The 22,096-nt window shown below is 50.7% G+C and carries 18 protein-coding genes, 1 tRNA gene and 4 pseudogenes; 18 read left to right on the forward strand and 5 right to left on the reverse strand.

Translation table 11 applies throughout. The features are described from left to right. Positions 1–148 precede the first annotated feature (148 nt). The 15 genes and pseudogenes from AB1748_RS04285 to AB1748_RS04355 all read left to right on the forward strand — a co-directional run bounded on the left by AB1748_RS04285 (position 149) and on the right by AB1748_RS04355 (position 12,776). Complete coding sequence (locus tag AB1748_RS04285) at positions 149–1,180, forward strand: DUF1176 domain-containing protein (RefSeq protein ID WP_367396316.1); 1,032 nt, start codon at positions 149–151, stop codon at positions 1,178–1,180. 282 nt (positions 1,181–1,462) lie between these two features. Beyond that, positions 1,463–1,547: transfer RNA gene (locus AB1748_RS04290), tRNA-Leu, on the forward strand. A 188-nt stretch (positions 1,548–1,735) separates the two neighbouring features. Continuing rightward, a pseudogene (locus AB1748_RS04295) lies at positions 1,736–1,980 on the forward strand (Arm DNA-binding domain-containing protein); the annotation flags it as partial. Between the two features lie 373 nt (positions 1,981–2,353). After that, positions 2,354–4,471: a DNA methyltransferase gene (locus tag AB1748_RS04300; protein ID WP_367396044.1), complete on the forward strand. Its 2,118-nt coding sequence runs from the start codon at positions 2,354–2,356 to the stop codon at positions 4,469–4,471. Positions 4,472–4,475: 4 nt separating this feature from the next. Next, complete coding sequence (locus tag AB1748_RS04305; RefSeq protein ID WP_367396045.1) at positions 4,476–5,438, forward strand: hypothetical protein; 963 nt, start codon at positions 4,476–4,478, stop codon at positions 5,436–5,438. Between the two features lie 310 nt (positions 5,439–5,748). Continuing rightward, positions 5,749–6,869, forward strand: a protein-coding gene (locus AB1748_RS04310) for an IS3 family transposase (RefSeq protein ID WP_367396046.1) whose coding sequence is annotated in 2 segments (ribosomal slippage) — positions 5,749–6,007 and positions 6,007–6,869 — 1,122 coding nt in all. Because the reading frame shifts where the segments join, the coding sequence is not laid out codon by codon here. Positions 6,870–6,945: 76 nt separating this feature from the next. Continuing rightward, positions 6,946–7,387, forward strand: a pseudogene (locus AB1748_RS04315) (STM2901 family protein). Further along, on the forward strand, positions 7,381–7,731 hold the full coding sequence (locus AB1748_RS04320) for a DUF1493 family protein (protein WP_293774625.1): 351 nt from the start codon (positions 7,381–7,383) through the stop codon (positions 7,729–7,731). The pseudogene AB1748_RS04315 and the gene AB1748_RS04320 overlap by 7 nt, the downstream one beginning before the upstream one ends. Before the next feature lie 264 nt (positions 7,732–7,995). After that, a pseudogene (locus AB1748_RS04325) lies at positions 7,996–8,190 on the forward strand (restriction endonuclease subunit S); the annotation flags it as partial. A gap of 226 nt (positions 8,191–8,416) precedes the next feature. Beyond that, positions 8,417–8,746 carry an endoribonuclease SymE gene (symE, locus tag AB1748_RS04330; protein WP_367396047.1) on the forward strand — a complete coding sequence of 110 codons (330 nt, stop codon included), beginning with the start codon at positions 8,417–8,419 and terminating at the stop codon, positions 8,744–8,746. A gap of 423 nt (positions 8,747–9,169) precedes the next feature. Beyond that, positions 9,170–10,004: pseudogene (locus tag AB1748_RS04335) on the forward strand (RNase A-like domain-containing protein). A gap of 2 nt (positions 10,005–10,006) precedes the next feature. Beyond that, positions 10,007–10,315, forward strand: coding sequence for a contact-dependent growth inhibition system immunity protein (locus AB1748_RS04340; protein ID WP_367396048.1), 309 nt, complete (start codon positions 10,007–10,009; stop codon positions 10,313–10,315). Between the two features lie 60 nt (positions 10,316–10,375). Then, positions 10,376–11,194, forward strand: coding sequence for a CDP-diacylglycerol diphosphatase (locus AB1748_RS04345; RefSeq protein WP_367396049.1), 819 nt, complete (start codon positions 10,376–10,378; stop codon positions 11,192–11,194). A gap of 412 nt (positions 11,195–11,606) precedes the next feature. Continuing rightward, a complete protein-coding gene (locus AB1748_RS04350; RefSeq protein ID WP_293774635.1) occupies positions 11,607–12,191 on the forward strand; it encodes a DJ-1/PfpI family protein in 585 nt (194 codons plus the stop codon). 312 nt (positions 12,192–12,503) lie between these two features. Beyond that, a complete protein-coding gene (locus AB1748_RS04355; protein ID WP_367396050.1) occupies positions 12,504–12,776 on the forward strand; it encodes a hypothetical protein in 273 nt (90 codons plus the stop codon). A gap of 172 nt (positions 12,777–12,948) precedes the next feature. Here the strand turns inward: AB1748_RS04355 and AB1748_RS04360 are convergent, their stop codons facing one another. Beyond that, on the reverse strand, positions 12,949–13,617 hold the full coding sequence (locus AB1748_RS04360; RefSeq protein ID WP_367396051.1) for a YecA family protein: 669 nt from the start codon (positions 13,615–13,617) through the stop codon (positions 12,949–12,951). Between the two features lie 335 nt (positions 13,618–13,952). Here AB1748_RS04360 and AB1748_RS04365 point away from each other — a divergent pair, with 335 nt between their 5' ends. Further along, positions 13,953–15,110, forward strand: coding sequence for a serine hydrolase (locus AB1748_RS04365; RefSeq protein ID WP_233498958.1), 1,158 nt, complete (start codon positions 13,953–13,955; stop codon positions 15,108–15,110). 131 nt (positions 15,111–15,241) lie between these two features. Further along, positions 15,242–15,748, forward strand: coding sequence for an RcnB family protein (locus AB1748_RS04370; RefSeq protein WP_293774640.1), 507 nt, complete (start codon positions 15,242–15,244; stop codon positions 15,746–15,748). A gap of 118 nt (positions 15,749–15,866) precedes the next feature. Here the strand turns inward: AB1748_RS04370 and AB1748_RS04375 are convergent, their stop codons facing one another. Continuing rightward, positions 15,867–17,312: a PLP-dependent aminotransferase family protein gene (locus AB1748_RS04375; RefSeq protein ID WP_366509753.1), complete on the reverse strand. Its 1,446-nt coding sequence runs from the start codon at positions 17,310–17,312 to the stop codon at positions 15,867–15,869. A gap of 103 nt (positions 17,313–17,415) precedes the next feature. On the opposite strand from AB1748_RS04375, the gene AB1748_RS04380 reads away from it, so the two are divergent. Beyond that, positions 17,416–18,129 carry a GNAT family N-acetyltransferase gene (locus tag AB1748_RS04380; protein ID WP_367396052.1) on the forward strand — a complete coding sequence of 238 codons (714 nt, stop codon included), beginning with the start codon at positions 17,416–17,418 and terminating at the stop codon, positions 18,127–18,129. 15 nt (positions 18,130–18,144) lie between these two features. On the opposite strand, the gene AB1748_RS04385 is transcribed toward AB1748_RS04380, so the two are convergent. From AB1748_RS04385 to AB1748_RS04395, 3 genes are all read right to left on the reverse strand, one after another. Then, positions 18,145–18,900, reverse strand: a complete 756-nt coding sequence (locus tag AB1748_RS04385) for a hypothetical protein (RefSeq protein WP_367396053.1) — start codon at positions 18,898–18,900, stop codon at positions 18,145–18,147. A 218-nt stretch (positions 18,901–19,118) separates the two neighbouring features. Next, the gene (gene opgB, locus AB1748_RS04390; RefSeq protein ID WP_367396054.1) at positions 19,119–21,410 is read right to left on the reverse strand and encodes a phosphatidylglycerol--membrane-oligosaccharide glycerophosphotransferase; all 2,292 of its coding nucleotides are present in this window, start codon (positions 21,408–21,410) and stop codon (positions 19,119–19,121) included. A gap of 223 nt (positions 21,411–21,633) precedes the next feature. Continuing rightward, the gene (locus tag AB1748_RS04395) at positions 21,634–22,023 is read right to left on the reverse strand and encodes a tautomerase family protein (RefSeq protein WP_111138490.1); all 390 of its coding nucleotides are present in this window, start codon (positions 22,021–22,023) and stop codon (positions 21,634–21,636) included. Positions 22,024–22,096 lie beyond the last annotated feature (73 nt).

Genomic DNA, 22,096 nt, shown 5'->3' on the forward strand with positions numbered 1-22,096 from the left:
TATGCCGAAAAGAGCCAACCGCGAGGTTGGCTTTTTTGCGTCTGGGGAAGGAAGTAAAACGGATAACGGCGCACTCTCTTCTTCGATATAATCAGGGGCTATACGCGCAGGTCGGGCAGACTGAGGGAATAAAGTGAACTGTAAACCGATGCTTTTCGTGCTGGCGGCGTTCTCCCTGTCGGCACAGGCCGCCCAGAGCGGAACAACGCTTCAGCATAAAGACTGGGAAGTCGTCTGTGATAATACGCTGACCTGCCGCATGGCCGGTTATGGTAAAGAAGAGGATCCCTCCGGCTCTATCCTGCTCACCCGTGCCGCTGGCCCCGCAACGGAGACCGTGGGAGAAGTGACGCTGGGCGACACCGAAGATGACAGCGAGCCAGCGGAGAAGCTGACGCTGTGGATCAACGGAAAGCCAGCGGGCGATCTGACGGCGGCGGATGATAACTGGCGGCTGTCGGCCAGCCAGACCGCTGCGATAATCAGCGCCGTGAAAGGCAACGGTAAGGTCGAATTTGAAGGCGGCTCAAAGCCGTTCCAGCTTTCCGGCGAAGGTGCGTATGCCGCGCTGCTGAAAGCTGACGACGTGCAGGGCCGGGTCGGCACGCCAGGCGCGCTCACCAAAAAGGGCAATAAACCGGAAAGCAGCGTGGCTAAGGCCGTGCCCGCACCGGTTATTCAGGCAGCTAAAACCCTCAGCGGCGAACCTCGCTTGCTGACCGCACAAGAAGCCGATGCGCTGAAAAACCGATTACTGGCCTCAGTCAATCACAATGACGATGACACCTGCGACAGCCTGTTTTCACCGACAGAGAACAGCGATCCGGAGACGGATGGACTCTCTCTGACACCGCTGGATGACAACCACGCTTTGCTGTCGGCGCTCTGCTGGCGAGCCGCTTATAACGAGGGGTATGGCTACTGGGTCATCGATAAGCAGCTAAAAGGCAAGCCAGAGCTGGTGACCGTTTCCGGGTCGGATTACGACAAGGGCGAGATTACTAGTGTGCAGAAAGGCCGGGGCATCGGGGACTGCATGAGCCAGGAGAGCTGGGTCTGGGATGGTCAGGCGTTCTGTAAAAGTTATGATGGCGGAACTGGCATGTGTCGTTATATCCATGCTGGCGGCACCTGGGATCTGCCGACGCTGGTCACTGACGTGAAGTCTGTTGCGGAGTAAATCTTGTGGTTTACGGGATCTTAGCGTTTACCTGAACGGCTGTAGGGCCATCCGTTTCACTGCGCACAGGCTTTCTCGTCACTCTGTGCCGGTGAAACCGGCGTGATGAAGCAACTATTCAGCGCAGGCAGGGGAGGGCAGGATTTTAGCCAGAGAGGCTACGCGGTGTAGTGAAGAACCCGGAAGACGTTTTTTTCAGCAGTTGCATCGGCGTCGGCGGATAAGGGTTGCGGAAACAGGGGGCAACGGTATAATCCACAACGTTTTCCGCATCCCTTCAGTGCCGAAGTGGCGAAATCGGTAGACGCAGTTGATTCAAAATCAACCATCGAAAGGTGTGCCGGTTCGAGTCCGGCCTTCGGCACCATCGGAACATCAATAGACGTCAACGGACTTATTTTTTTTGTGCCTGAAATCCAGTATCCGCAAGGCTTTGCCCCGCTTTCTCTCTCAACCTAAGTCAACCTGATTCAATCTACATCAACTAACTGATGCGGGTATATCGCGGTTCGATAATGTTTGTACCCACACAGAACCCTTGAAAGCATACTCATCATGGCTCTGAGTGATGTAAAGGTCCGTTCGGCTAAGCCTGCAGAAAATGTCTATAAACTGACTGACGGTGAAGGCATGGTTTTGCTGGTTCACCCTAACGGCTCCAAATACTGGCGGCGGCATTATCGAGTTGGTGGTAAGGAGAAGATGCTGGCGCTAGGAGAATATCTTGAAGTATCACTGGCAAATGCAAGGGGCTGCGGGATGAAGCCTATAAGCTAATAACTAATAGCGTCGACCCCAACAATTCTTATTCTTATTTTTATTTTTATTTTTATTTTTATTTTTATTTTTAGTTGTTATTTCTTTATTCGTATGATGAGTTATTGCTTGAAAATAATTATTGAAAATTAGTACCTTCGTATATAATGATGTGTTTAAACATAATAAGTCTTTTATTTTTTTAATTAATTCCCGGTGGGGTGGGTTGTGAATTAATTTCCATATATAGAGGTTTTTTTATTTTTTAGTTTATTTACATTTATATTTTTTAGTCATCAATTATGTAGAACAATGTTAAGTTAATTAATTTTTTTTGGTTGTATATTCCTGGGGGATTAAATGTTATAATCGTACCCTGCGATTATGTTAATTTTTAATTAATAAAGAGGATTATTAATGAGAGAAAACATGGCAAAAAAAATAATCGAAGAGATAATATTAATTACTGGCATGGACCAAAAAAAGTTAGCTAATTATCTTGGGACATCATATTTTTTCTTGATGAGAGTTTCGAGAGGAGATATTCACCCAAGCCTGGATTTTTCTCTACAATTAGAGTCAGTATTAGAAAGTATCAAAAATAACGGCGGTAATATCAATATGAACGACTCGAAAGGGACGTTTGCATCTAAAGGTATAAGGAACAGCTCTTCATATGAGAAATATGAAGAAGAAATAACGTTTTCTGCTGCTTTGCATCCACCGTTAATTAAAAGATTAAAAAAAAATACACTATGGAGTGGAGGATCTGAGCTTCTTTCAGAAATTTTGAGTGATCATAGTGATAAAGCAAAAACTGTAACTGAAGCTGTTGCCAATGGAGTTTCGGCAGGGAAAAACACATATACATATGATGCCCATACTTACCATACAAAAGTACCTCCTCAGGGAATTGCGCAAGTAATAAATAAGTATTTACCATCCGGAGGACTTGTTTTTGACCCGTTCTCAGGAAGTGGGATGACGGGGGTTGCTGCATTAGCTACAGGTAATGACGTTATACTCAATGAGATATCGCCCGCTGCAAGCTTTATATCCGATCGTTTCACATCAAGATGTGAGGCTGCTATATTGGATGCTGCCGTAAAGAAAGTTTTATCTAATCTTAAGGCATTAAGAAATAGTCTATATACAACTAAGTGCAGATGCTGCCAAAAAGATACTGAAATACTGTATACAATTTGGTCATATAAAGTTAAATGTTATTGCTGTTCTCATGAGTTTATTTTATGGGATGAAAGCAGAAGCTATGGTAACAATGTCAAGGAACATAAGTTTCTTAAAGAGTTCCCGTGCCCAAAATGTAAGGAAACTGTAAAGAAATCAAAGCTTGAAAGGACCTCAGCAGTTCCTGTTATTCTAGGCTACAAATGTTGTTCTAAAAAAATCTCTGAGGTTGAACTGACTGAAAATGATTTAAATTTGATCAAAAGCATAAATAAAAATTTAGATGAATGCCAGTTCATCCCTGACTATGATCTTCCTGATGGTGTCAATTTGTCGCAGCCGAAAAGAAGGGGGCTTACAAACGTTAAAGATTTTTATACTAACAGAAACTTATTAGCCATGAGTAAAATATGGGAAGAAATTAATAAAGTTGACGATGATAATTTGTCGGCATTCCTTGGTTTTATTTTTACCTCACTTTATAAAAGGGTCACAAAATTATCAGAATATAGATTTTGGGGGGGGAGTGGCAATACTGCAAATTTTAACGTCCCATATATATTTAATGAGGCGAACGTTTTCACTACTTTTGAAAGAAAGGCTAGGTCTGTAATTGACCATTTAGAGTCTACTGTAAAAAGCTATTCTGGAAGATGTGTAGTGAATACTGGTTCTGCAACCGAATTGAACATACTTCCCGATAATAGTGTAGATCTTATTTTTACAGACCCTCCTTTTGGCGCGAATATTAACTATAGCGAGATGAATATCATTTGGGAGTCTTGGTTGGGAGAGTTTACGCAAATTGAAAATGAAGCTATCGTTAATAAATCGCAAAACAAAAATGCTGATACATATCAAAAGCTTATAACGGAAAGTTTATCAGAGTGTTATCGTGTTTTACGTGATGATCACTGGATGATTTTAGTCTTCATGAACTCATCAAAAGATATTTGGGATAGAATTAGGAATTCAATATTAGATGCTGGGTTCAAAATAGAACGTGTTGATATATTTGATAAACAACATGGAACGTTTAAACAATTTGTGAGCGATAATACAGCTGGTTCTGACCTGATGCTCCACTGTCGAAAAGTACCAAAGATGTTTACACCTATATCAAAAGGTATACATAAAGAAACTCTTTCTGTAACTGATTTTCTTTCTGAAAGGAATGACCATATTCCAATGCTACCTTACCTGCATGTTAAAAGGAAAACCGACATAGATTATCGAACTTTATATAGTGAGTATCTTTCACATGCGATTCCTAAAAATTGGAAAATGTTAGATTTTGCTACATTCAGGTCAGAAGTTCTAAGTTACGTTAAGAAGTTAGAGGGTTAATTATATGTATTTGAAGGCATTTTCTGAAGATGAGTTTTCCTTAGCAAAAAAACTTCTTTCAACTCAAGTAGCATCAATGATGGGACGCAAACTTGAAGAAGGTGATTGGAGCAGCGTTTATTGCTTAGCAAAGGGAATCCCGGACGGAAAATGGAGCAACTTAAATATTGATGTAAATCATGGTGGTTTAGGCTTAGAGCTTAAATCACTTAGAGTTACAGGAAGCAAAAGCAAGTCACTAAAGTCTGTTTGCGGAACAACTTTAATGCATCCTGCAGCAACTCGGTCGATTAGGATAAATAATGATTCATTGCCAGCAAATGAAGTTATGGTTGATGTTTTTAATCAGTATGCTGAGCTTATCAAAAGCAGAACTCAAAAAGTAAAAGACCTATGTCCTGATGTTGAACCAGATATGCGTATTGGATGGTTGATTTGGGAGGATAATCTAGAAGAGTTTTTGTATTTTGAAGAAAAAATGGAAATTCCTAACGCAGAAGATTATATTGCTGAATGGAATATGACTCCAGCCAAAGGAGCTAGGAAGGCCAGCAAGAGTTTGTGGATATACGATAAAAAAGATCGAAAAAAAAGATATTCTGTTACTACGAGCGCAGGAGTAAAAATCCAGCCCTATTTTGATGTTCCGTTACCCTCTGATGAAAATCTATACTACTTCAGAGCGCAGAGTGAGCCAATAGGTTTTGATACAGTAAGACTATGGATTTCAGCTAGTACAGCCAAAGCATTGCGAGAAAAATTAGGCTCTCTTGATAAGTCAATTGTAAGCGGTGCATTCCTCAAGGCTATTGAAGAACATAAATATGAAACTAAAGGACCTGAGTTGGAAGATGGTCTAGCTATACCTGTTGATATCAGCAAAGAATCACATGAAAAATTGCGTGCCGCTTGGGATACTGTAAGTGACGAGCATCGAGCACAGCTTCTTTTAAAAACGCTTAGTTGATTAGTTCTTCTTATGTAGTATTAATTGTTTATTTTTAAGTGAGGAATAAAATTTTAGCTAAGAGATATCAGTAAAACCGCTTTTTTAACGGCTGATGATGCTGTTAATTTTTCTCAAAGCATTGAAAATTATTCTACCCAAGAGGATCAGCTTAAGATCCTCTTACATTTTTTATTATTCATATTCTTTTAGGCCAAAATGGGAAAAATCTTATTTTTTGAATATTCAACGAGACGGCTTGACCTGCTCCCCGTTGATTAATACACCGTAATGTTAGTAATGTCTTCATAAGTCACGTGAGGACGTCCCCATGAAGAAGCGTTTTTCCGACGAACAGATCATCAGTATTCTCCGTGAGGCAGAGGCCGGGGTTTCTGCCCGTGAACTCTGCCGCAAGCACGCCATTTCCGACGCCACCTTTTATACCTGGCGTAAGAAGTATGGTGGCATGGAGGTGCCCGAGGTTAAGCGCCTGAAGTCGCCTGAAGAAGAGAACGCCAGACTCAAGAAATTGCCTGCCGAAGCCATGCTGGATAAGGAGGCACTCCAGGTGGCTCTGGGGCGAAAGTACTGACGACAGACCAGAAGCGGGAAGCCGTTGAGTTTATGTGTGATGCGACCGGTCTGTCACAACGTCGTGCCTGCAGGCTTACAGGTTTGTCCCTGTCGACCTGCCGCTATGAGGCTCAGCGCCCGGCGGCTGATGCGCATTTATCAGAGCGCATCACTGAGCTGGCACTGGAGCGCAGGCGTTTTGGCTACCGCCGCATCTGGCAGTTACTGCGCCGCGAAGGCCTTCATGTTAATCACAAGCGCGTGTACCGCCTTTATCATCTGAAAGGGCTGGGCGTAAAACGCAGGCGGCGTCGTAAAGGGCTGGCAACAGAACGTCTGCCGCTGCTCCGCCCGGCGGCGCCCAACCTGACCTGGTCGATGGATTTTGTCATGGACGCGCTCGCCACCGGTCGCAGGATCAAGTGCCTGACCTGTGTGGACGACTTCACGAAGGAATGCCTGACGGTCACTGCTGCTTTTGGGATTTCAGGCGTGCAGGTGACACACATTCTGGACAGCATTGCGCTGTTTCGAGGCTATCCGGCGACGATAAGAACTGACCAGGGGCCGGAGTTCACCTGCCGCGCACTGGATCAATGGGCTTTTGAGCATGGTGTTGAGTTGCGCTTAATCCATCCGGGCAAGCCAACGCAGAACGGATTTATTGAGAGCTTTAACGGACGATTTCGCGATGAATGTCTGAATGAGCACTGGTTCAGCGATATCGTTCACGCCAGGAAAGTCATTAATGACTGGCGGCAGGATTATAACGAGTGTCGTCCGCATTCAGCACTCAATTATCAGACGCCATCAGAGTTTGCAGCACGGTGGCGGAATGTAAAATGTGAGGGTAAACAAACCGACATTACTAACTGATGGTTGTATCTAATACTGGGGGCAGGTCACAAATTCGGCAGATAAGGTACTGAGACAGTCATAAAGGAGATGCGCAATGGATACTGTTGAAGAGCTGAAAGGGACGTATTTTTACAAAGGAATGTTCAATCTTTCCGCTGGCGTTTTTTTTCTTCGTGTTTCTGGATGAGGCGCAGAAACAGCTTGGTGTGGAAGATGTAGCCACTTTAGCACTAATAATTTTAGGTCAACCAACCCAGACCACGCGCGCAAAACCAGCCGGAACAACTAAGGGAACTTCAATTTTGAGTGCCAATCTTCGTGTCTGGTTAAAGATTAGAGTACACCGCTGGCCAACACTCACTACCGAAAGCATTAAAGGATTGAGATTCAGCTACGTTAATAACCTGGGGGCTTTCGCTGGGCGTTGGATACCCATATTGGGTATAGGATTTATCATGGATGACGTGGCTCAGATTGCATGGAAAACGACCCACACTTACAACCTGATTGCAAAAGAAGGTGACAAGTTATGGTAAAAAACACAATCGAAAGCGCTGTGCTGGAATGGTATGACAGAAATTATAATTCTAAGCCTCTTTTTTCAAAAGATAAGCCTGAGCTAACGCTTGAGACCAGCCTATCGACAGGTAAATATCCCTGGGCCAGAGAAACGGGTGACGAAATAATGAATGACTATTTCGAGCGATTTAACGTCGATAGCAGCGAATTTGATTTTCTTGCATACTGGCCTTATGAAAAAGGGTTTCTACCTAACTTCTTAAGGCCTAAATCCCAAAAGCTTCCCGACGTTAAGCCGAAACCCCTGACGATTCATATGCTTGTCGAATCAGCGAAAGCAGGACGGTGGCTTTTCAGGTAGTTCATGCAAGTTGCTATCTCATCCAGAAAGGACCAGTACGGTTAGGTTCCGTCTTTCGGAGCCTGACTCATCGGTCGGAAATCTGCTAGTTGATTATTCTTCAAGCTAAGTGACTGTCGACCCCCGGAGAATTGAAAAAAACAGGGGGTACAAAAGAGTGTATTCTGAGTTTTTTACTATTTTATTTCAATTTAGAACATATGGTTGAAGACTTTTTTGTGTCCAGCTTCCGCAACAATCACTCAAAGTCCATACAAATCACTAAGCGCACTTGCCCGCGTCATCAACCTGACGCAGTCCATCCTGGCAAAAGTCTTCCGGGGTGAACTCACAGCCCAATGGCGTGCAGGAAACCTTGAGTTAATCAGCGGAGAAAACAGCGCCGCCGTGCTACTGGAAAAGATCAAAGCCGAACGCGCCGCCAGTACAGGTAAAAATACCTCACGCAAAAAATCCTGATTCTTATTTCATTGCGCACCTTGCTGGTGCGCTTCTTATTATTCCCTGCCAGCTAAATCTTAATTTTTATATTCAAATGATTTTATAAATAGTTTATTTTCCACTGTTTTAAGCTGGACTTCCCATCTCTTTCCTGATGATATGTACAGGTATTTAGCGCGGCACGGATGTGCTGCAACACACCCGCGCCGCTAATCACAATCACTATTTATAGGGAATAGTAATCATGACTGACGCTCATTCTATTGCACAACCGTCTGAACCAGAAGTCTCTCCGGCAAATAACCGTCAATTGACTGTTGGCTACGCGAGTCGCTATCCGGATTACAGCCGGATCCCTGCAATTACCATGAAAGGACAATGGCTGGAAGCTGCCGGTTTTGCCACGGGCACAGTAGTAGATGTAAAGGTAATGGAAGGCTGTATTGTGCTCACCGCCCGGCAGGAGAGCGAACTGATGCAGTCGCTGCGCCAGGTGTGCAAACTGTCGGCGCGGAAACAAAAGCAGGTGCAGGAGTTTATTAAGGTCATTACCTCTAAACAGAAAGTAGCCTGAATGTGAAACCGCTCCCGATATTGCATCGGGAGCGATTAACTATCAGGAAGCCACTACCTCCATCAGTTCATTAGTCCTTCGTATCATTTAATAGCTTTACTTCGCTTTCAAATTTTGAATAGAAGAAACTGATGCTTAAATTGCCTTTTAAAAAATAAAAGGCTGTTTGAACAGTATTATCGAAAATAATATGCAAATCTTAGAGGAGGAAATTGCAAAAGCAGCTTACATCGACTGACCTCCCTGATGAAATCGTCAACAATAGTAATACACTCAAATGCGACAACCTGTGGCACGCAAATCTACGACATAATACTGCTTTGATTTTAAATCACACTTTAGGGCCAGTCTTCTTTAAAGTGGCTGATGATTATAGCTACAATATTGCGCAGGACTATTGATACCTCAAGGAGGATTTGAGCTATGGATAATGAAGACGGAGTGAGAGTTATTCTTTCCCCGGTGCAGCTTGCGGCTTTACTATCAGATAAAAGCGTTAGCGAAGGCGAAACTCTGAGTAATCGCTTGTATGGCGGTTTAGGCCTTGCGGGTGGTATCGTTGAGCTATTTGGTGCCCGGTGCCATGTGCGTAGTACCTGAACCCACGATGCTGACTAAAGCGGGATGTGTTGTCGTTGGCACGCATGGACTGGATACTGTGCAGGCATCTCTGCGGCAGATCTGGACAGGCAAAGGTACTGAGACCGATACCTGCAATTCTGCTGTCTCACTGGCACAGGCGCTGGGGGCTGATAAAAATACGGCAATGAAAGTGGGATTCACAGTCGATCTGGCAGTTCCACTGGCATTTTCTTTTGCTACAGGCACCCAGCGTGTTATTGCGATACGCAGTGGTCGCATCAAGCTTGCTGAACATGAATCTCTTCCTGGTACTAATGCGGCTGGACATGCTATTGAAAGACACGCAGGCAAAACTGCGGAAGAGTTATTTGAACGGCTTGAAAAATCCCCAAGATTGAAGTCATCGAGCAGCTTTAAAAGTACCCGGGATGCTGAAATACTTATCTCTAAGATTTTAAGAGACAATAAGAATAGCATCACACTGTGGGTGAAGAATGTTCCCGAAGGTCTCAAAGCTAAAACAGTGTTAGATGGTAGCTTTGCCCGCCAGACAGGTATTTCAGTTTCCAGAGGAATAATGGAAGTGAAAGCCTGCTATAAGGTCCGTATAATACTCAAATTCGAGTATTGGAACGGTAAGCCCTTTTTCATCCTGACTGCTTATCCGATAGTATAACTATGAAAAACATTAACATAGCCGGACTTGATAGCCTTATTGCCATCTATTTCGGACAAGACTATGACCTGTTCGGTAGTGGTGAAAGTGTAGATGCCCAAATCAACGCATGGATTGCAGACTCCACTGCTGCTTCACGACATGGCTTGATGGGTGATATTGAGCAATTTATGAGGGAGTGTGACAACCTGGAGGAGGACTTCAGAAGCCGCTATGGCTCGGAATTTTCTACAGAATTATGGGAAACGACGCCTGCCGAATTCCTCAACCTTTTAAAGCAAAAGGTTAGTGCACCTCTTTCTCAAGGCTGATTTGCCATTACAATAAGTGCTCCCCCAAGATGAATTCTTGCTGATGAGGTTGTACCTGCATTGAGTCGCCTGATCGGATGCAATCCACTTAACGGGAAATGGTTATGGCGATGCCGCTCGCTGCCGCTTTTCATCGCGCTGCTGCTGGTGGGATGCGCCCGCTCTGACGCGCTGTGGACGGTCACGCATGACCTCTGCATGACTAACCATCACTACCGGCGCGATCCTGCTCCCTGCCAGCAGGTCTATCAGTCACAGGACAGTAACCAGGGCTTCAGCGTCATCCAGAATCCTCGTTACAGGCTGCATTTTCTTCTGGTCCCCACCATAGCGATCTCCGGCATTGAGAGCATCACGCTATCGCGCCCCGGGCGTCCCGACTATTTCGGTTACGCCTGGCTTATGCGTTATCCGCTGATGGCTGCCTATGGGGCCACGGTGCCGGAGGATCGACTTGGCATGGCGCTGAATTCCGCTTATGGCCGCAGCCAGAATCAGCTGCATATTCATCTGACCTGCCTGCGGAAGGATGTTTATCGGCAGCTTCAGGCCGAGCGTCCTTATATTCAGGATGAGTGGCAACCCTTGCCTGATCGCCTGCTGAAACATACTTACTATGCCCGTCGCGTTATACAGCCGACGGCGATGGGGATCTATCCTGTCAGCTCTGTGGCACGTCATCTCCGGCTGTCGCCGCCGCAGCTGGCGGAATGGGGCGTAGCGCTCATCCCGGCGACGTTCTCAGGCGAAAAAGGGTTTATTCTGCTGGCTACCCGACGCGGTCTGGATAAGGGCAATCGGGCCTCCGTTGAGTCGTTACTGGATAAGCGCTGCGCGATCCTGTCAACGCCGCCAGCAGAGGTTTCAGTCGGCGATTAGCCATGCACCATTGCCCCGAACTTTCAGCAGGCTGATGGCGGGAGTGACAATAACGATCGCCAGCGCAGAAAAGATCAGCTCATGCCGTAACGCAGGGCCAGTCCGTCAGGGGATCGCCACGAAAGAGCCCACCGCATCACAGGCACAGACCCGCGCCAGCGTCTCTGGCGGGATGTGCCTCTGTAACGCATTGTCTAAGCTCACGCCGGACAGCCCGGACATCATCCAGGCCCTTATGAACCCGGAAATCAGACAGCCTGGCCCTGCGGACTGGCTCAGCACCAACGCAGAAAGGGCACATCCTTCATAAACATCCTCGCCTGAACCGATCCATCGACAACGTGAAACTTCTGGCAGAATGCTGTAAAAATGAAACAGTGTTTTATTTTGATGAAAACGTATCGGAGGCGACATGTCTGAAAATGCAGCACTACTGCTGGCCACAGGATTTGAAGAAGCAGAAGCGTTTATTACTCTCGATATTCTCAGTCGACTGGGGATCGAAGTCACCACCGTTGCCTGCCAGCCTCAGCGCGAGATTGTCAGTTACCACGGTGTCGTCGTTAAAGCCGATAAGCAAATCGAAGAACTGCAGGACGCACATCTCTTTGATGCGCTGATCCTGCCTGGCGGGCCGGAGGGGTCTGAGAATCTTGCCGCCAGCCCGGCGGTCACCGCCTTAATCCAGCGACATGATGAAGCCGGGATGCTGATTGCGCCCATCTGCTCTGCCGCCGCCCGGGTGCTGGGGGGAAATAACCTGCTGAAAGGCCGTCGCTATACCTGCTCGGGTGAGCTGGGGCTGGCGGTGAAAGATGGCGAGTATCTGATGGAGGATGTGGTGGAAGATGGCAATCTGCTCAGCGGCCGGGGTCTGGGTGTCGCCTTCGATTTTGCTTTCACCCTTGCTCTGCGCCTGACCGGGAACAAGGGCGCGGTCGACTTTCAGGCTGAACATATCTATTACCGTCCGTGGCTGAACAGGGAGCCTCGCTAAACGCCCGGATTGCAGCCATAAGAGAGACTGAATCTTCAGCGTCTCTCTACCGCGCGGCCGGGTCTTATCCGGGGTCGGCTTACCGGCACAGCGCCGCTTTCCTCACTGAACAGAACCATCTTCGCGGTGAGCATTTCGCTCGCCGCCGGTATCGGATTAACGATGGGTGCGTCAGGCGCTTGCCCACCCAGCCCCAGCGCAACAGAGAAGGCTTTCTTTATCGCGGGATATTAAAGTCGTTACCAATGATGGGACATCACTCTCATTTATGGGGAAGAAGCAATGAAGAACCTGATTAAGTGATCTGCCGCTATGGCTGCCACCGTGCTGATCTGTAGTGGTTTATTTATCGGGTTTGTCGCGTCGGGCTCAAATAACGTGACCGTTTACACGCAACGCGATTTTTTTAAATACCACACACTGACAGATACGGATATTGAAAACGCCCCGTGTATCACGGCGCTCTACTATTTTGAAGCCCATCCGGGAGACGGTTATTTCCGTTCAAATAGCATCGTATTTAAGGGGGCGGCAGAGACCGCATCGCTGCGTGCTTATCTCGAAAAACCGGGATACGCGAAGTAAAAACGCAGTCCGGGTGAGAAGGAGATATGATCAGCTGGATGGGGCTCTGTTCTGTCTCTGTTTCAATCCCCTGACCCGGGAAACTGAACTGACTAACGTGCTGAATAATTAACGCACTCGTATAAAACGTAACTGCCAGGCACTCATCCGCCCGGCAGCTCAGAACGTTTAATCAGTGCAGGCAGCACTGCTTATATTTTTTACCGCTGCCGCACGGGCAGGGATCGTTGCGGCCCGGCATTTTCTCTGCCGACACGGGCTTCTGCGGAACAGGAATGGCTTCAGGCTGAGAGATCCAGTGGTCGTGCAGCGCCAGGGCCGCCGGACGGATCGCCTCGATGCTGGCTTCCATCTCTTCCGGTGTCAGGGCGTCGATCTTCTCCAGGTTCTCTTCCGTGCCGTGCAGGGCGATGGCGTCCAGCGCAGGCTGCAGCTCTGGCGGCAGACCAGACCAGTCGCTCAGCGAGACACCGCGCATGTAGCCAAAGCACCACTCTTCAACCACAGTAAACTCCAGCCCCTCCATCTCGCGGATGCCAAACAGCGGTTCGAACTGCTCCGGGAATTCCGACAAGCGGTCAGCCACGTCATTCATATGCTGGAAGCAGAGCGACATAAAGCGGGTCATTTCACGCTCATTGCTCCATTTAGGAATATGTTTCTCGCCACCCCAGAGCGCGACCAGCCACTGGCTGGGTTCGATGGTCACGGGGCCAGAGAGGACGGCAGTCAGCAGGCCATCCAGCTCGGAGACATCCATAATTGACGCTTCGCTGCCATATTTTTCCAGCATATCTTCCAGCCATTGCAGCTCTTTTTCGGACAGTGGGCCTTCTTTCATGCGGTTGCCTCCCGGGCGTATCAGATTTCAGCGTGGCGTTAAGCCTTAAAACCGCAGCAGTGTACACCCTTGCGGGCCACAAGACAGCTAACCCCGTTGTGGTGTCTCTGGCGGTTAAACCGCGTTTAGCCCCTGTTTCCGGTCGTTAAGCAGGCGATAGCCCACTGCACTTTGTGATACATTTTTGCGCTACCGCCCGCCCGTGACATGCTTTAAAGCGTTAAGTTAATGATTAAAAAATGAATAATGGATTTACTCTCTGCCAGGCGGATGCCGGGTTACTCGCGGGGGCTGCCTCTCCCCGCCAGCGGGCCAGCAGAGCGATCAGGCTTTTCATGCCTGTTATCCTCTTCCTGCTGGCAGGCTGCGGCACCCTGTCGCAGACCTCCGCGCCGGTAAGCGATCGTGTTTATCTTACGCATGCCACCTTTGACGAAAATGTCGAAGATATCGTGCAGCACTACATGCAGCAGAAGCAGGTTCCTGGCATCAGCATTGCGGTCATCCATCATAATGGTCCGACGCGCTTTTATCCCTTTGGCGTCACCGACCGCGTGCATCGCCATCCGATCACGCCGGATACCCTGTTTGCGCTGGGATCACTGAGTAAAGGCGTAACGGCAGAGGTGATTATCCAGCTGGTGGAGCAGGGCCGGCTGCGCTGGAGCGATACCCTGGCCGATCTGTTGCCTGAAAAAGTCACGCTCAGCGCGGACGCGCGGCGCATCACCTTGCTGCAACTGGTGACGCATACTTCCGGCCTGCCGCGTCAGGATATGGATCTGCCGATGCTGGCGCAGTTCATCGGTTATCTGGGCACGGGCGAGAACTTCTATGGCAATCTCGACAGCGACACACTGCTGAGTTATCTGGCAGATTTCACCGCGCCGTCCGTACGCGTACCGCACTACTCTAACCTCGGCTATGCGCTGCTCGGTTATATCCTGCGCACCCGTTTTCATCAGGACATCCAGACGCAGGCGTCAGCACTGATCTTCGCGCCGCTGAAGATGAATCAGAGCAGTTTTATGCCGGAAACGCTGCCGGGTTATCCGCTGCGCGCGCTGGGGCATGCCGGCGATCAGCCGAAATTCATCCGTCGCGGCGCACTGACGCCCGACTGGCATTTTCACGGCAATATGGTGGCCGCGGCCAGTCTCTACAGTAATGCACGCGATCTCAGCGCCTATCTGCGCGCGCATCTGCGTGCGACCGGGGACAGGGCGCGGGATCGTGCCTTTGCCGCGGTCGGGCGGGCGTGGTATCAGCAGGGTTCACAGGCGCAGAACATTGCCTGGGTGACGGACAGGGTCGACGGGCAGCAGATCACCTATCAGGTAGGCTACATCGGCGGTTACGCCAGTTTTATCGGCTACGATAAACGAAACGGTAATGCGATTGTGGTGCTGCAGAACGGCTTTAACTGGAGCAACTATTTAGGCATTGCGCTGTTGGTCGATCTGGCAACTCAGGATAAAGTGGTTTTACAGTAATCGGTCAGCTGGCCTGTGTGCAGTGAAATGAATCGCGCTGTTTTCCCTGCAAAGCGCGTCAGCGCGCCGGAACTGAAGTGCGATAAAAATTGTCTTTAGCCTGACTGTCAAAATTTAACGTGGAAATCATTATGCGCAGGACTCAACGTGTACTTTTATCAATGGGATTACTGGTTGGCTCGCTGAGCCTGATCCCCGCTGTTCAGGCCGCTGGCGAAGCAACGGATAACGTTCCGCCACCGCCACAGGTTCAGCCCGCGAATCCTGGCACACAGCCTGCTGCACCGGCTGCGGGTACTGCTCAGCCGGATACCCCTGCGCCGCAGGGCCAGGCACCGGCCAGCTCACAATCCAATGATGGCATCACGCCAACCACACCCGCTCCGTCCAACGGCGCGCGTCCGAATTACGAACTGAGCACCATCATCATCGATTACAAAGAGTATAAAATCGGTGATACCGTGCCAGAGAAGTACACCGGCAAAACCTACACTATCGGCGAGTGGCAGAAGCGTAACCTGCCTGCGCCACAGGAAAATACCCACTGGGCCTATATCAACGCCAACTACATTCTGATTACCAATGACACCGGCAAGATCGTCATGGGTAAATCAGGTGATATCTTCTTCCGTGGCTGAGTGAAAAAGCCGGTCGTGATGACCGGCTTTTTTTGCGGAAACGCCTGGCACCCCCGGCTTCGGTTATGCGGCGGCGTCAGCCGGGCTGTGTGATCCCTCTCAATTCACGCCGTGGGGGTTAATCCGGCCAGTCCAGTAACCGGCTCAGCAGGCGCGTGGCCGCTGTGATTTGCGTGTCGCTGCTGTTGCCATAGCCCATCACCAGCCCGGACTGCGCCGGTTCAGTCAGACAGAAGGCAGAGAGCGCCGCAGGCGCAAAACCCGCCTGATGCAATCTTCGGGCGATGGCCCTGTCATCCCGCTGCGAATCGAGCGGCAGCACCAGATGCATACCGCTTTCACCGCCCAGCAACGGCACGGCCCGACCCGCCGCGCGCTGCAGTTCGCTGCGCAGCCAGGTCTGACGTTGCCGGTAGAGACGACGCATTTTGCCGAGATGACGGCGATAATCCCCATTGAGAATAAAGCGTGTCAGCGCCAGCTGCTCCAGACGATTACCGCCCCGCAGCAGCTGATCGAGTGCCGGACGCAGACGGCTGACCAGTGACGCGGGCAGCACCATGAAACCAATTCGCAGCGCAGGAAACAGTGTTTTACTGAAGGATCCAAGATAGATAACCGGCGCATTCACGCTCATGCCCTGCATCGCCGTGATGGGTTCGCCGTGATAATGGAAGTCGCCATCGTAATCATCTTCAATAATCCAGGCCTGCTGCTGGCGCGCAGCCGCAATCAGCGCCAGACGCCGGGCGGCGCTCATGACTGCGCCGGTAGGATACTGATGCGTGGGCGTGGTGTAGATAAGACGCGGTGGCGTCACTGCCCAGTCTGCTGACCGGGGAGCCATTCCCTGATGATCGGTCGGGATTGGCACCACGTTCAGTTCACCCGTCCGGAACGCCGCTCTGGCGCCGCGATAGCCCGGCTCTTCGAGCCAGCCATAGTCGCCCGGATTGGTCAGCAGGGCGACACACAGCATCAGCGCCTGCTGCGTTCCTTCGGTAATGACAATCTGTGCGGCATCACAGCGCACACCGCGTGTGATGCGCAGCTGCTGCGCCAGCACGGCCCGCAGTTCGGGCTCACCGAGCGGATCGCCATAACCGAGCCGCTGCGGGGACGTCTGGCTCATGACCTGACTCATCGCCCCTCGCCAGGCCGCCATCGGAAAGTGGTTAAGGGCCGGGATGCCGGGACGCAGCGGCAGCGCGCCAGTGTCGATCCACGGGCTGTGTTGAAAGGCGTCAATCCGGTTTGCCAGGGGCCAGCTGTCGGGCATCGTCTCCTCCGCCTGCCTGACAGGCAGAGCCAGTGGAGTGACGCGGCTGCCCTGTCTGTCGCTGGTGAGATAGCCCTCTGCCTGCAACTGAGCCCAGACGTTGAGCACGGTATTGCGCGACACCCCCAGATCCAGGGCCAGCTGCCGGGTGGCAGGCAACCGCGATCCGGCAGCAAGCTGCCCCTGCAAAATAGCCTCTTTTATTCGCTGATAAAGCTGCTGCTGCAGCGTCATTCCGGCAGTGGTCATTAAGGGGGCCATCAGCAGGGCGGTGATCTCTGACATCATGGTCTGCTCGCGTGGATCTATCATTTCTCCTGATTGTGGTACTTTTTAACCTGCCAGGATAGTGGCAACCTGCTGACATCATCCACAGCCGGGAGGCGATATGTCACAGCAGATCAATCAATATGGACAACCGGTCGGAGCGCCTTTACCCGACTGGCAACCCCGTCCTGTACCGGAGCATCAGGTTTTCACCGGCGAGACGTGCAGGCTGGAGCCGTTCAGTCTGGCACGGCATAGCGACGCACTGTTCGCGTGCTGGTCCCTGGCAGAAGATGGCCGTGACTGGACGTATATGTTTATGGGGCCGTTCAACGATCGACAGGCGTGGCTGGATTATGCCGGTCAGCTCGAAACCAGCCGCGATCCGCTGCATTTCGCCGTCATCGATCTGGCAACGGAGCAGGCGACAGGCACGCTGTCATTAATGCGCATTCAGCCTGAACATGGGGTGATGGAGGTCGGCCATGTCGCCTTCTCACCCAGGCTGAAGCAGACCCGGATGGCAACGGAGGCCCATTTTCTGCTGATGCGTTACGCATTTGAAACGCTGGGCTACCGTCGATATGAGTGGAAATGTGACAGCTGCAATGCCCCCTCCCGCAAAGCGGCAACACGCCTCGGTTTTCGCTATGAAGGCGATTTTCGTCAGACCATTGTCTATAAAGGGCGCTCGCGTGACACCAGCTGGTTCTCCATTATCGACAGTGAATGGCCGCAGGTGAAAACCGGTCTGCAGTGCTGGCTGGCGGATGATAACTTCACGGCAGAGGGTCAGCAGCGCGAAAAGCTGGAGACGTTGCGCAATCGGGCCTGATCGGTCGCAGGCCGATCACAGCAGGATATCTTTCAGGACCGCCGCCAGCAGGGTGGTGGTCATCAGAACAGATAACCGCTTGATCCAGCGCATATCGGTGCTGAGGCCGACCACGTCATTTCTCAGGTTGTCCACCGCCGACGTTAAGCGGACATTCATATCACTGAGTAGCACTTCCAGCTTGTCCATTCGGATTTCCAGATGATTAAACCGGATGGCCAGCTTATCGGTTTTTCTTTCAACATGGCCCAGCCGCTCGTCCATATGCAGTACTTTGGTCGTAAGCTGGCCAAGGTGATTATCCATCCGGTCAACTTTTGCTGTGAGTTTGCCAAGGTGATTATCCATCCGGTCAACTTTAGCTGTGAGCTGGCCGAGGTGATTATCCATCTGGCCGACTTTTGCTGTGAGTTTGCCAAGGTGATTATCCATCCGGTCAACTTTTGCTGTGAGTTTGCCAAGGTGACTATCCATCCGGTCGACCTTAGCTGTCAGTTTGCCGAGGTGAGTATCTATCTGACCGACTTTAGTCGTAAGCTGGCCGACCCGGTTATCAGTCTGATCAACTTTTACCGTTAGCCTGTCGAACCGGTTATCGGTCTGATCGACTTTGGCCCGAATCTTATCGAGTTGTCTGCTGATCTGTTCGCCAGGCTGACTCTGTTGCATATGGGTAAACACCTTAACCATCGCCTCCGCCTGCTGATCGGCAATCCCGGCCTGTTGTAGCGTTTTAAACGCTTTGTGAGTACGGATTACTGTGCCTGTCATTACGACACCTCCCTGTGAATGCTGGCGATAGCGGCATCATGACAGGCAAACAGCATATCGCCCTATAGGATGGTTGTATTTTGCGCAAATTGCAGAAAAATATCAATTAGTACAACAGGTAACGTGCATTGTCGTGCGGCGCGCTTCGCAATATTTTGCGGCAGGAAAAGGATGACGCCTCTGCGATCTTTCGCAGAGGCGTGAAGCGGAAAAAGGGGTTAAGGCTGGGGTACGATTTTAATTTCGACCATACCAATGCCGAGTTTGCGGGGATCCTGACCCGTGATATTACCGGTATTACTCAGTTGCGGTTCCGGCGGAGCAATCACCAGGCGATGACTGGCACCGGGATTGTCAAAATGCAGGGTATGGGTGGATATCTCTTCGCCCAGCGACAGCAGCTGCTCCTGATCGCCGACCCGAACCGGAATCGCCCGATGCGCGTTAGCGCCCCAGGCGCGTGCGGTGATCACCAGATCGAACTTCGCTGGCAGCGCATCGACATAGTCGATCCGTACCTCTGGCGCGAGATTGGCATTGGACCAGCGACCCCAGCTCTCAGGCCGGGAGATGCCGCTGAAGCTTTTCACACTCTCCGGTGCGCCCGGCACGTTGAGCCTGAAGCTGTCGGCGCTGTAACGAATATTGTTATCTTCCACCCTGATCTGCGCCAGATTCTGCTGGTAGCGCGCTTCGGTGACGGGTCCTTCAGGGAACTGCACTTTTCCTTTCCACTGCGGTTTATCGACGAGCGTCACCGATGGCGTACCGCCGGTCTGCCCCATCGCTATACAGAGATCGCTGGAGAGCGCCAGCGAAGGCTGCCAGAGGCGCGCCATCTTAAAGCAGCGATCCACCCAGACGAATTTATCATCGAGAGCAAAATCGGCGAGCTGATAGCGCAGTGGGGCGGAGTATTCGCCCTCTGGCATCGGCTCAACGTGTTTATCACTGATGCGGAACAGGATCGGCAATTTAAAGGTGGTCCCGGAAAAGCTGAAGACATTCTTCGCCTTATCTATCGTGAAGGTGTCCATCTTCTTCGGGAAGTTCCACAGCTGAATAATATCGGGCTTCCAGCTCAACACCTTGCTCTTCATGTCATCAAACTGGGTTGAGAGCGAAAGCGAAGAGAGGCTGCTGCGACCCAGGCCAATCGCATTGTCGCCGCCCAGAATATCCAGCAGCGTAGCGCCGTTATCCAGCGTGCTGCGCTTTGCCTCCATCAGTTCCGCCTGCGGCTTGTCACCCCGGATCACCATAAACAGGTTGCGGCGCGGCTGCTTAATCAGCCAGGGATGCGCCGTATTGTTCATGGCCAGATGGTCCGAGCTCACCACAATCACGGTATTGCGGAACCACGGCGACGCTTTGATGCGCGAAATCAGACGCGCCACATGTTCCTGTGAGCAGGTGACGGCACTAAAGGACTGATTGGGTTTGCCCTCCATGCTGTAGCTCCTGCGCTCACAACTGCGCGAGATAAATCCATCGGGATGGTGGGTATCGACGGTCAGCGTAAACAGGGCGAAAGGTTTGCCCGCCTGAGAAAGTTCCTGATACTTCTCAAAGACTTCGTCCAGCACCGTATCGTCGTAATAGCCCCAGTTATTGCGGTAGGTCGGATCGGCGACGCGACTTTTCAGCTCCTGCGAACCATAGAGGTTTTTGGGATCAAAGCCGTGAGATTTCAGAAAAACATCCTTACCGGCAAAGCGCAGATCGGCCCCCTGAATAAACCAGTTTTCGTAACCTGACTTTTTCAGGATGTCGCCCAGGCAGACATTTTGCGGGTAGAAGCTGGACAGCGAGGCCGACGCGTTGCCGTCAAACGGCGCAAAGAGCGGGATACCGCACTGCGAGGCGACCATGCCCGCAATCGTGTAATCGGTGCCCGGCAGCTGTTCGGTCTGGCTGAAGTCGATGCTCTGCTCTTTCTGACGGCTCAGTTCCGGCGCTAAACCCGGGAAAGCGGTGGCGTCGAAATAGGTGCGCTCCAGGCTCTCACCGTAGATGTAAACCACATTGAGATGCGGATTTTCAATGTGATTGCGCGGCACTTTATAGAAGTTATCGAAGTCAGAATCGGCCAGCTGAGTGTGCGACACCACCAGTGTCGCGACCTGACGAAAGGCCGGCGTCGTCTGAACTGAACCCAGCGCGCAGGCCGCTGCCAGCAGCGACCAGCCTAAATGATGCGGACGCCTGCGCCGCCGCAGGATCCACGACAGCAGGCAGAATAGCAGGAAAAGCACGATGATCAGGCCAATCGCCGGCACCACATATTTACTGACGCCCGCGCCGGTCAGACTGTTGGTAAGGGTATAGAGCACCGCATCGTTAATGCCGTCACCGGTGAAATAGTTGCTGGCATACAGCGTGGCATTCAGCACCACGAAAAGCACCAGCAGAATCAGAACAAGCACAAACCAGAATTTGTTACGCCCGGCTTTACAGGAATAGATTGCAATAGCGGCCAGAAATAACGCCACGGACACCAATTCGGACAACGGCAAATCCTCTCTCTACAAGGGCACGCGAGGCGTCGCGCAACCGACCATCTTCGTGGGATGGTTTTTCGACAATCTATATTGGCTGTCATCGGGCTGCAACATATCCGGTCCGATTTGTGCGGTGATGAACAGATTAACTGAGGGTCATATCAGAAGAGAGGTTATCAGGCGTGACGGTGGCTGGCGCGCACCGTCAGACTCGCCGCGACCGGGATGCTTTTCAGAGTTTACCGGTGAGATACTGCGCTTCGCCATCGGCAAAACTCCAGTCACCTTTGTCATTGGTAATAAAGCTGATCATCAGGTCATTGCCCTGAACACCACAATGCTCACGCAGCTCCCGCGCCAGTTCGGCCATAAAGTGCTGTTTCTGTTCGGTGCTGCGCGGGCTGGTGTAGACCCGGACCATGACCAGATTGTCGCTGCGGCTGAATCCCAGACCGGTATCCTGAAAAACCATCTGATACCGCTTGTTTTCCTGAACAATCTGGTAGCGATCGCGTGCCGGCACGTTAAAGGCGGTGAGGACGGCGCGGTGTGCCGCATCCAGCAGCGTTCGCAGTTCTGATTCCGAACGACCTTCAATCACATCAAATTGCAGCAGTGGCATGGCAGATTCCTCATAGGGGTTAAGCACCCTATGATGAACACTTTATGCGGCGGGAAAAAGCGCGTAGCCTGAA

Source organism: Pantoea sp. Ep11b, from assembly GCF_040783975.1.
In the GTDB taxonomy this organism is placed as follows: domain Bacteria; phylum Pseudomonadota; class Gammaproteobacteria; order Enterobacterales; family Enterobacteriaceae; genus Pantoea.

Coding starts and splice junctions, on each gene's coding strand:
- AB1748_RS04285 (WP_367396316.1), top strand. CDS start 149: ATGCTTTTCGTGCTGGCGGCGTTCTCCCTGTCGGCACAGGCCGCCCAG.
- AB1748_RS04300 (WP_367396044.1), top strand. CDS start 2,354: ATGAGAGAAAACATGGCAAAAAAAATAATCGAAGAGATAATATTAATT.
- AB1748_RS04305 (WP_367396045.1), top strand. CDS start 4,476: ATGTATTTGAAGGCATTTTCTGAAGATGAGTTTTCCTTAGCAAAAAAA.
- AB1748_RS04320 (WP_293774625.1), top strand. CDS start 7,381: ATGGTAAAAAACACAATCGAAAGCGCTGTGCTGGAATGGTATGACAGA.
- symE (WP_367396047.1), top strand. CDS start 8,417: ATGACTGACGCTCATTCTATTGCACAACCGTCTGAACCAGAAGTCTCT.
- AB1748_RS04340 (WP_367396048.1), top strand. CDS start 10,007: ATGAAAAACATTAACATAGCCGGACTTGATAGCCTTATTGCCATCTAT.
- AB1748_RS04350 (WP_293774635.1), top strand. CDS start 11,607: ATGTCTGAAAATGCAGCACTACTGCTGGCCACAGGATTTGAAGAAGCA.
- AB1748_RS04355 (WP_367396050.1), top strand. CDS start 12,504: ATGGCTGCCACCGTGCTGATCTGTAGTGGTTTATTTATCGGGTTTGTC.
- AB1748_RS04360 (WP_367396051.1), bottom strand. CDS start 13,617: ATGAAAGAAGGCCCACTGTCCGAAAAAGAGCTGCAATGGCTGGAAGAT.
- AB1748_RS04365 (WP_233498958.1), top strand. CDS start 13,953: ATGCCTGTTATCCTCTTCCTGCTGGCAGGCTGCGGCACCCTGTCGCAG.
- AB1748_RS04370 (WP_293774640.1), top strand. CDS start 15,242: ATGCGCAGGACTCAACGTGTACTTTTATCAATGGGATTACTGGTTGGC.
- AB1748_RS04375 (WP_366509753.1), bottom strand. CDS start 17,312: ATGTCAGAGATCACCGCCCTGCTGATGGCCCCCTTAATGACCACTGCC.
- AB1748_RS04380 (WP_367396052.1), top strand. CDS start 17,416: ATGTCACAGCAGATCAATCAATATGGACAACCGGTCGGAGCGCCTTTA.
- AB1748_RS04385 (WP_367396053.1), bottom strand. CDS start 18,900: ATGACAGGCACAGTAATCCGTACTCACAAAGCGTTTAAAACGCTACAA.
- AB1748_RS04395 (WP_111138490.1), bottom strand. CDS start 22,023: ATGCCACTGCTGCAATTTGATGTGATTGAAGGTCGTTCGGAATCAGAA.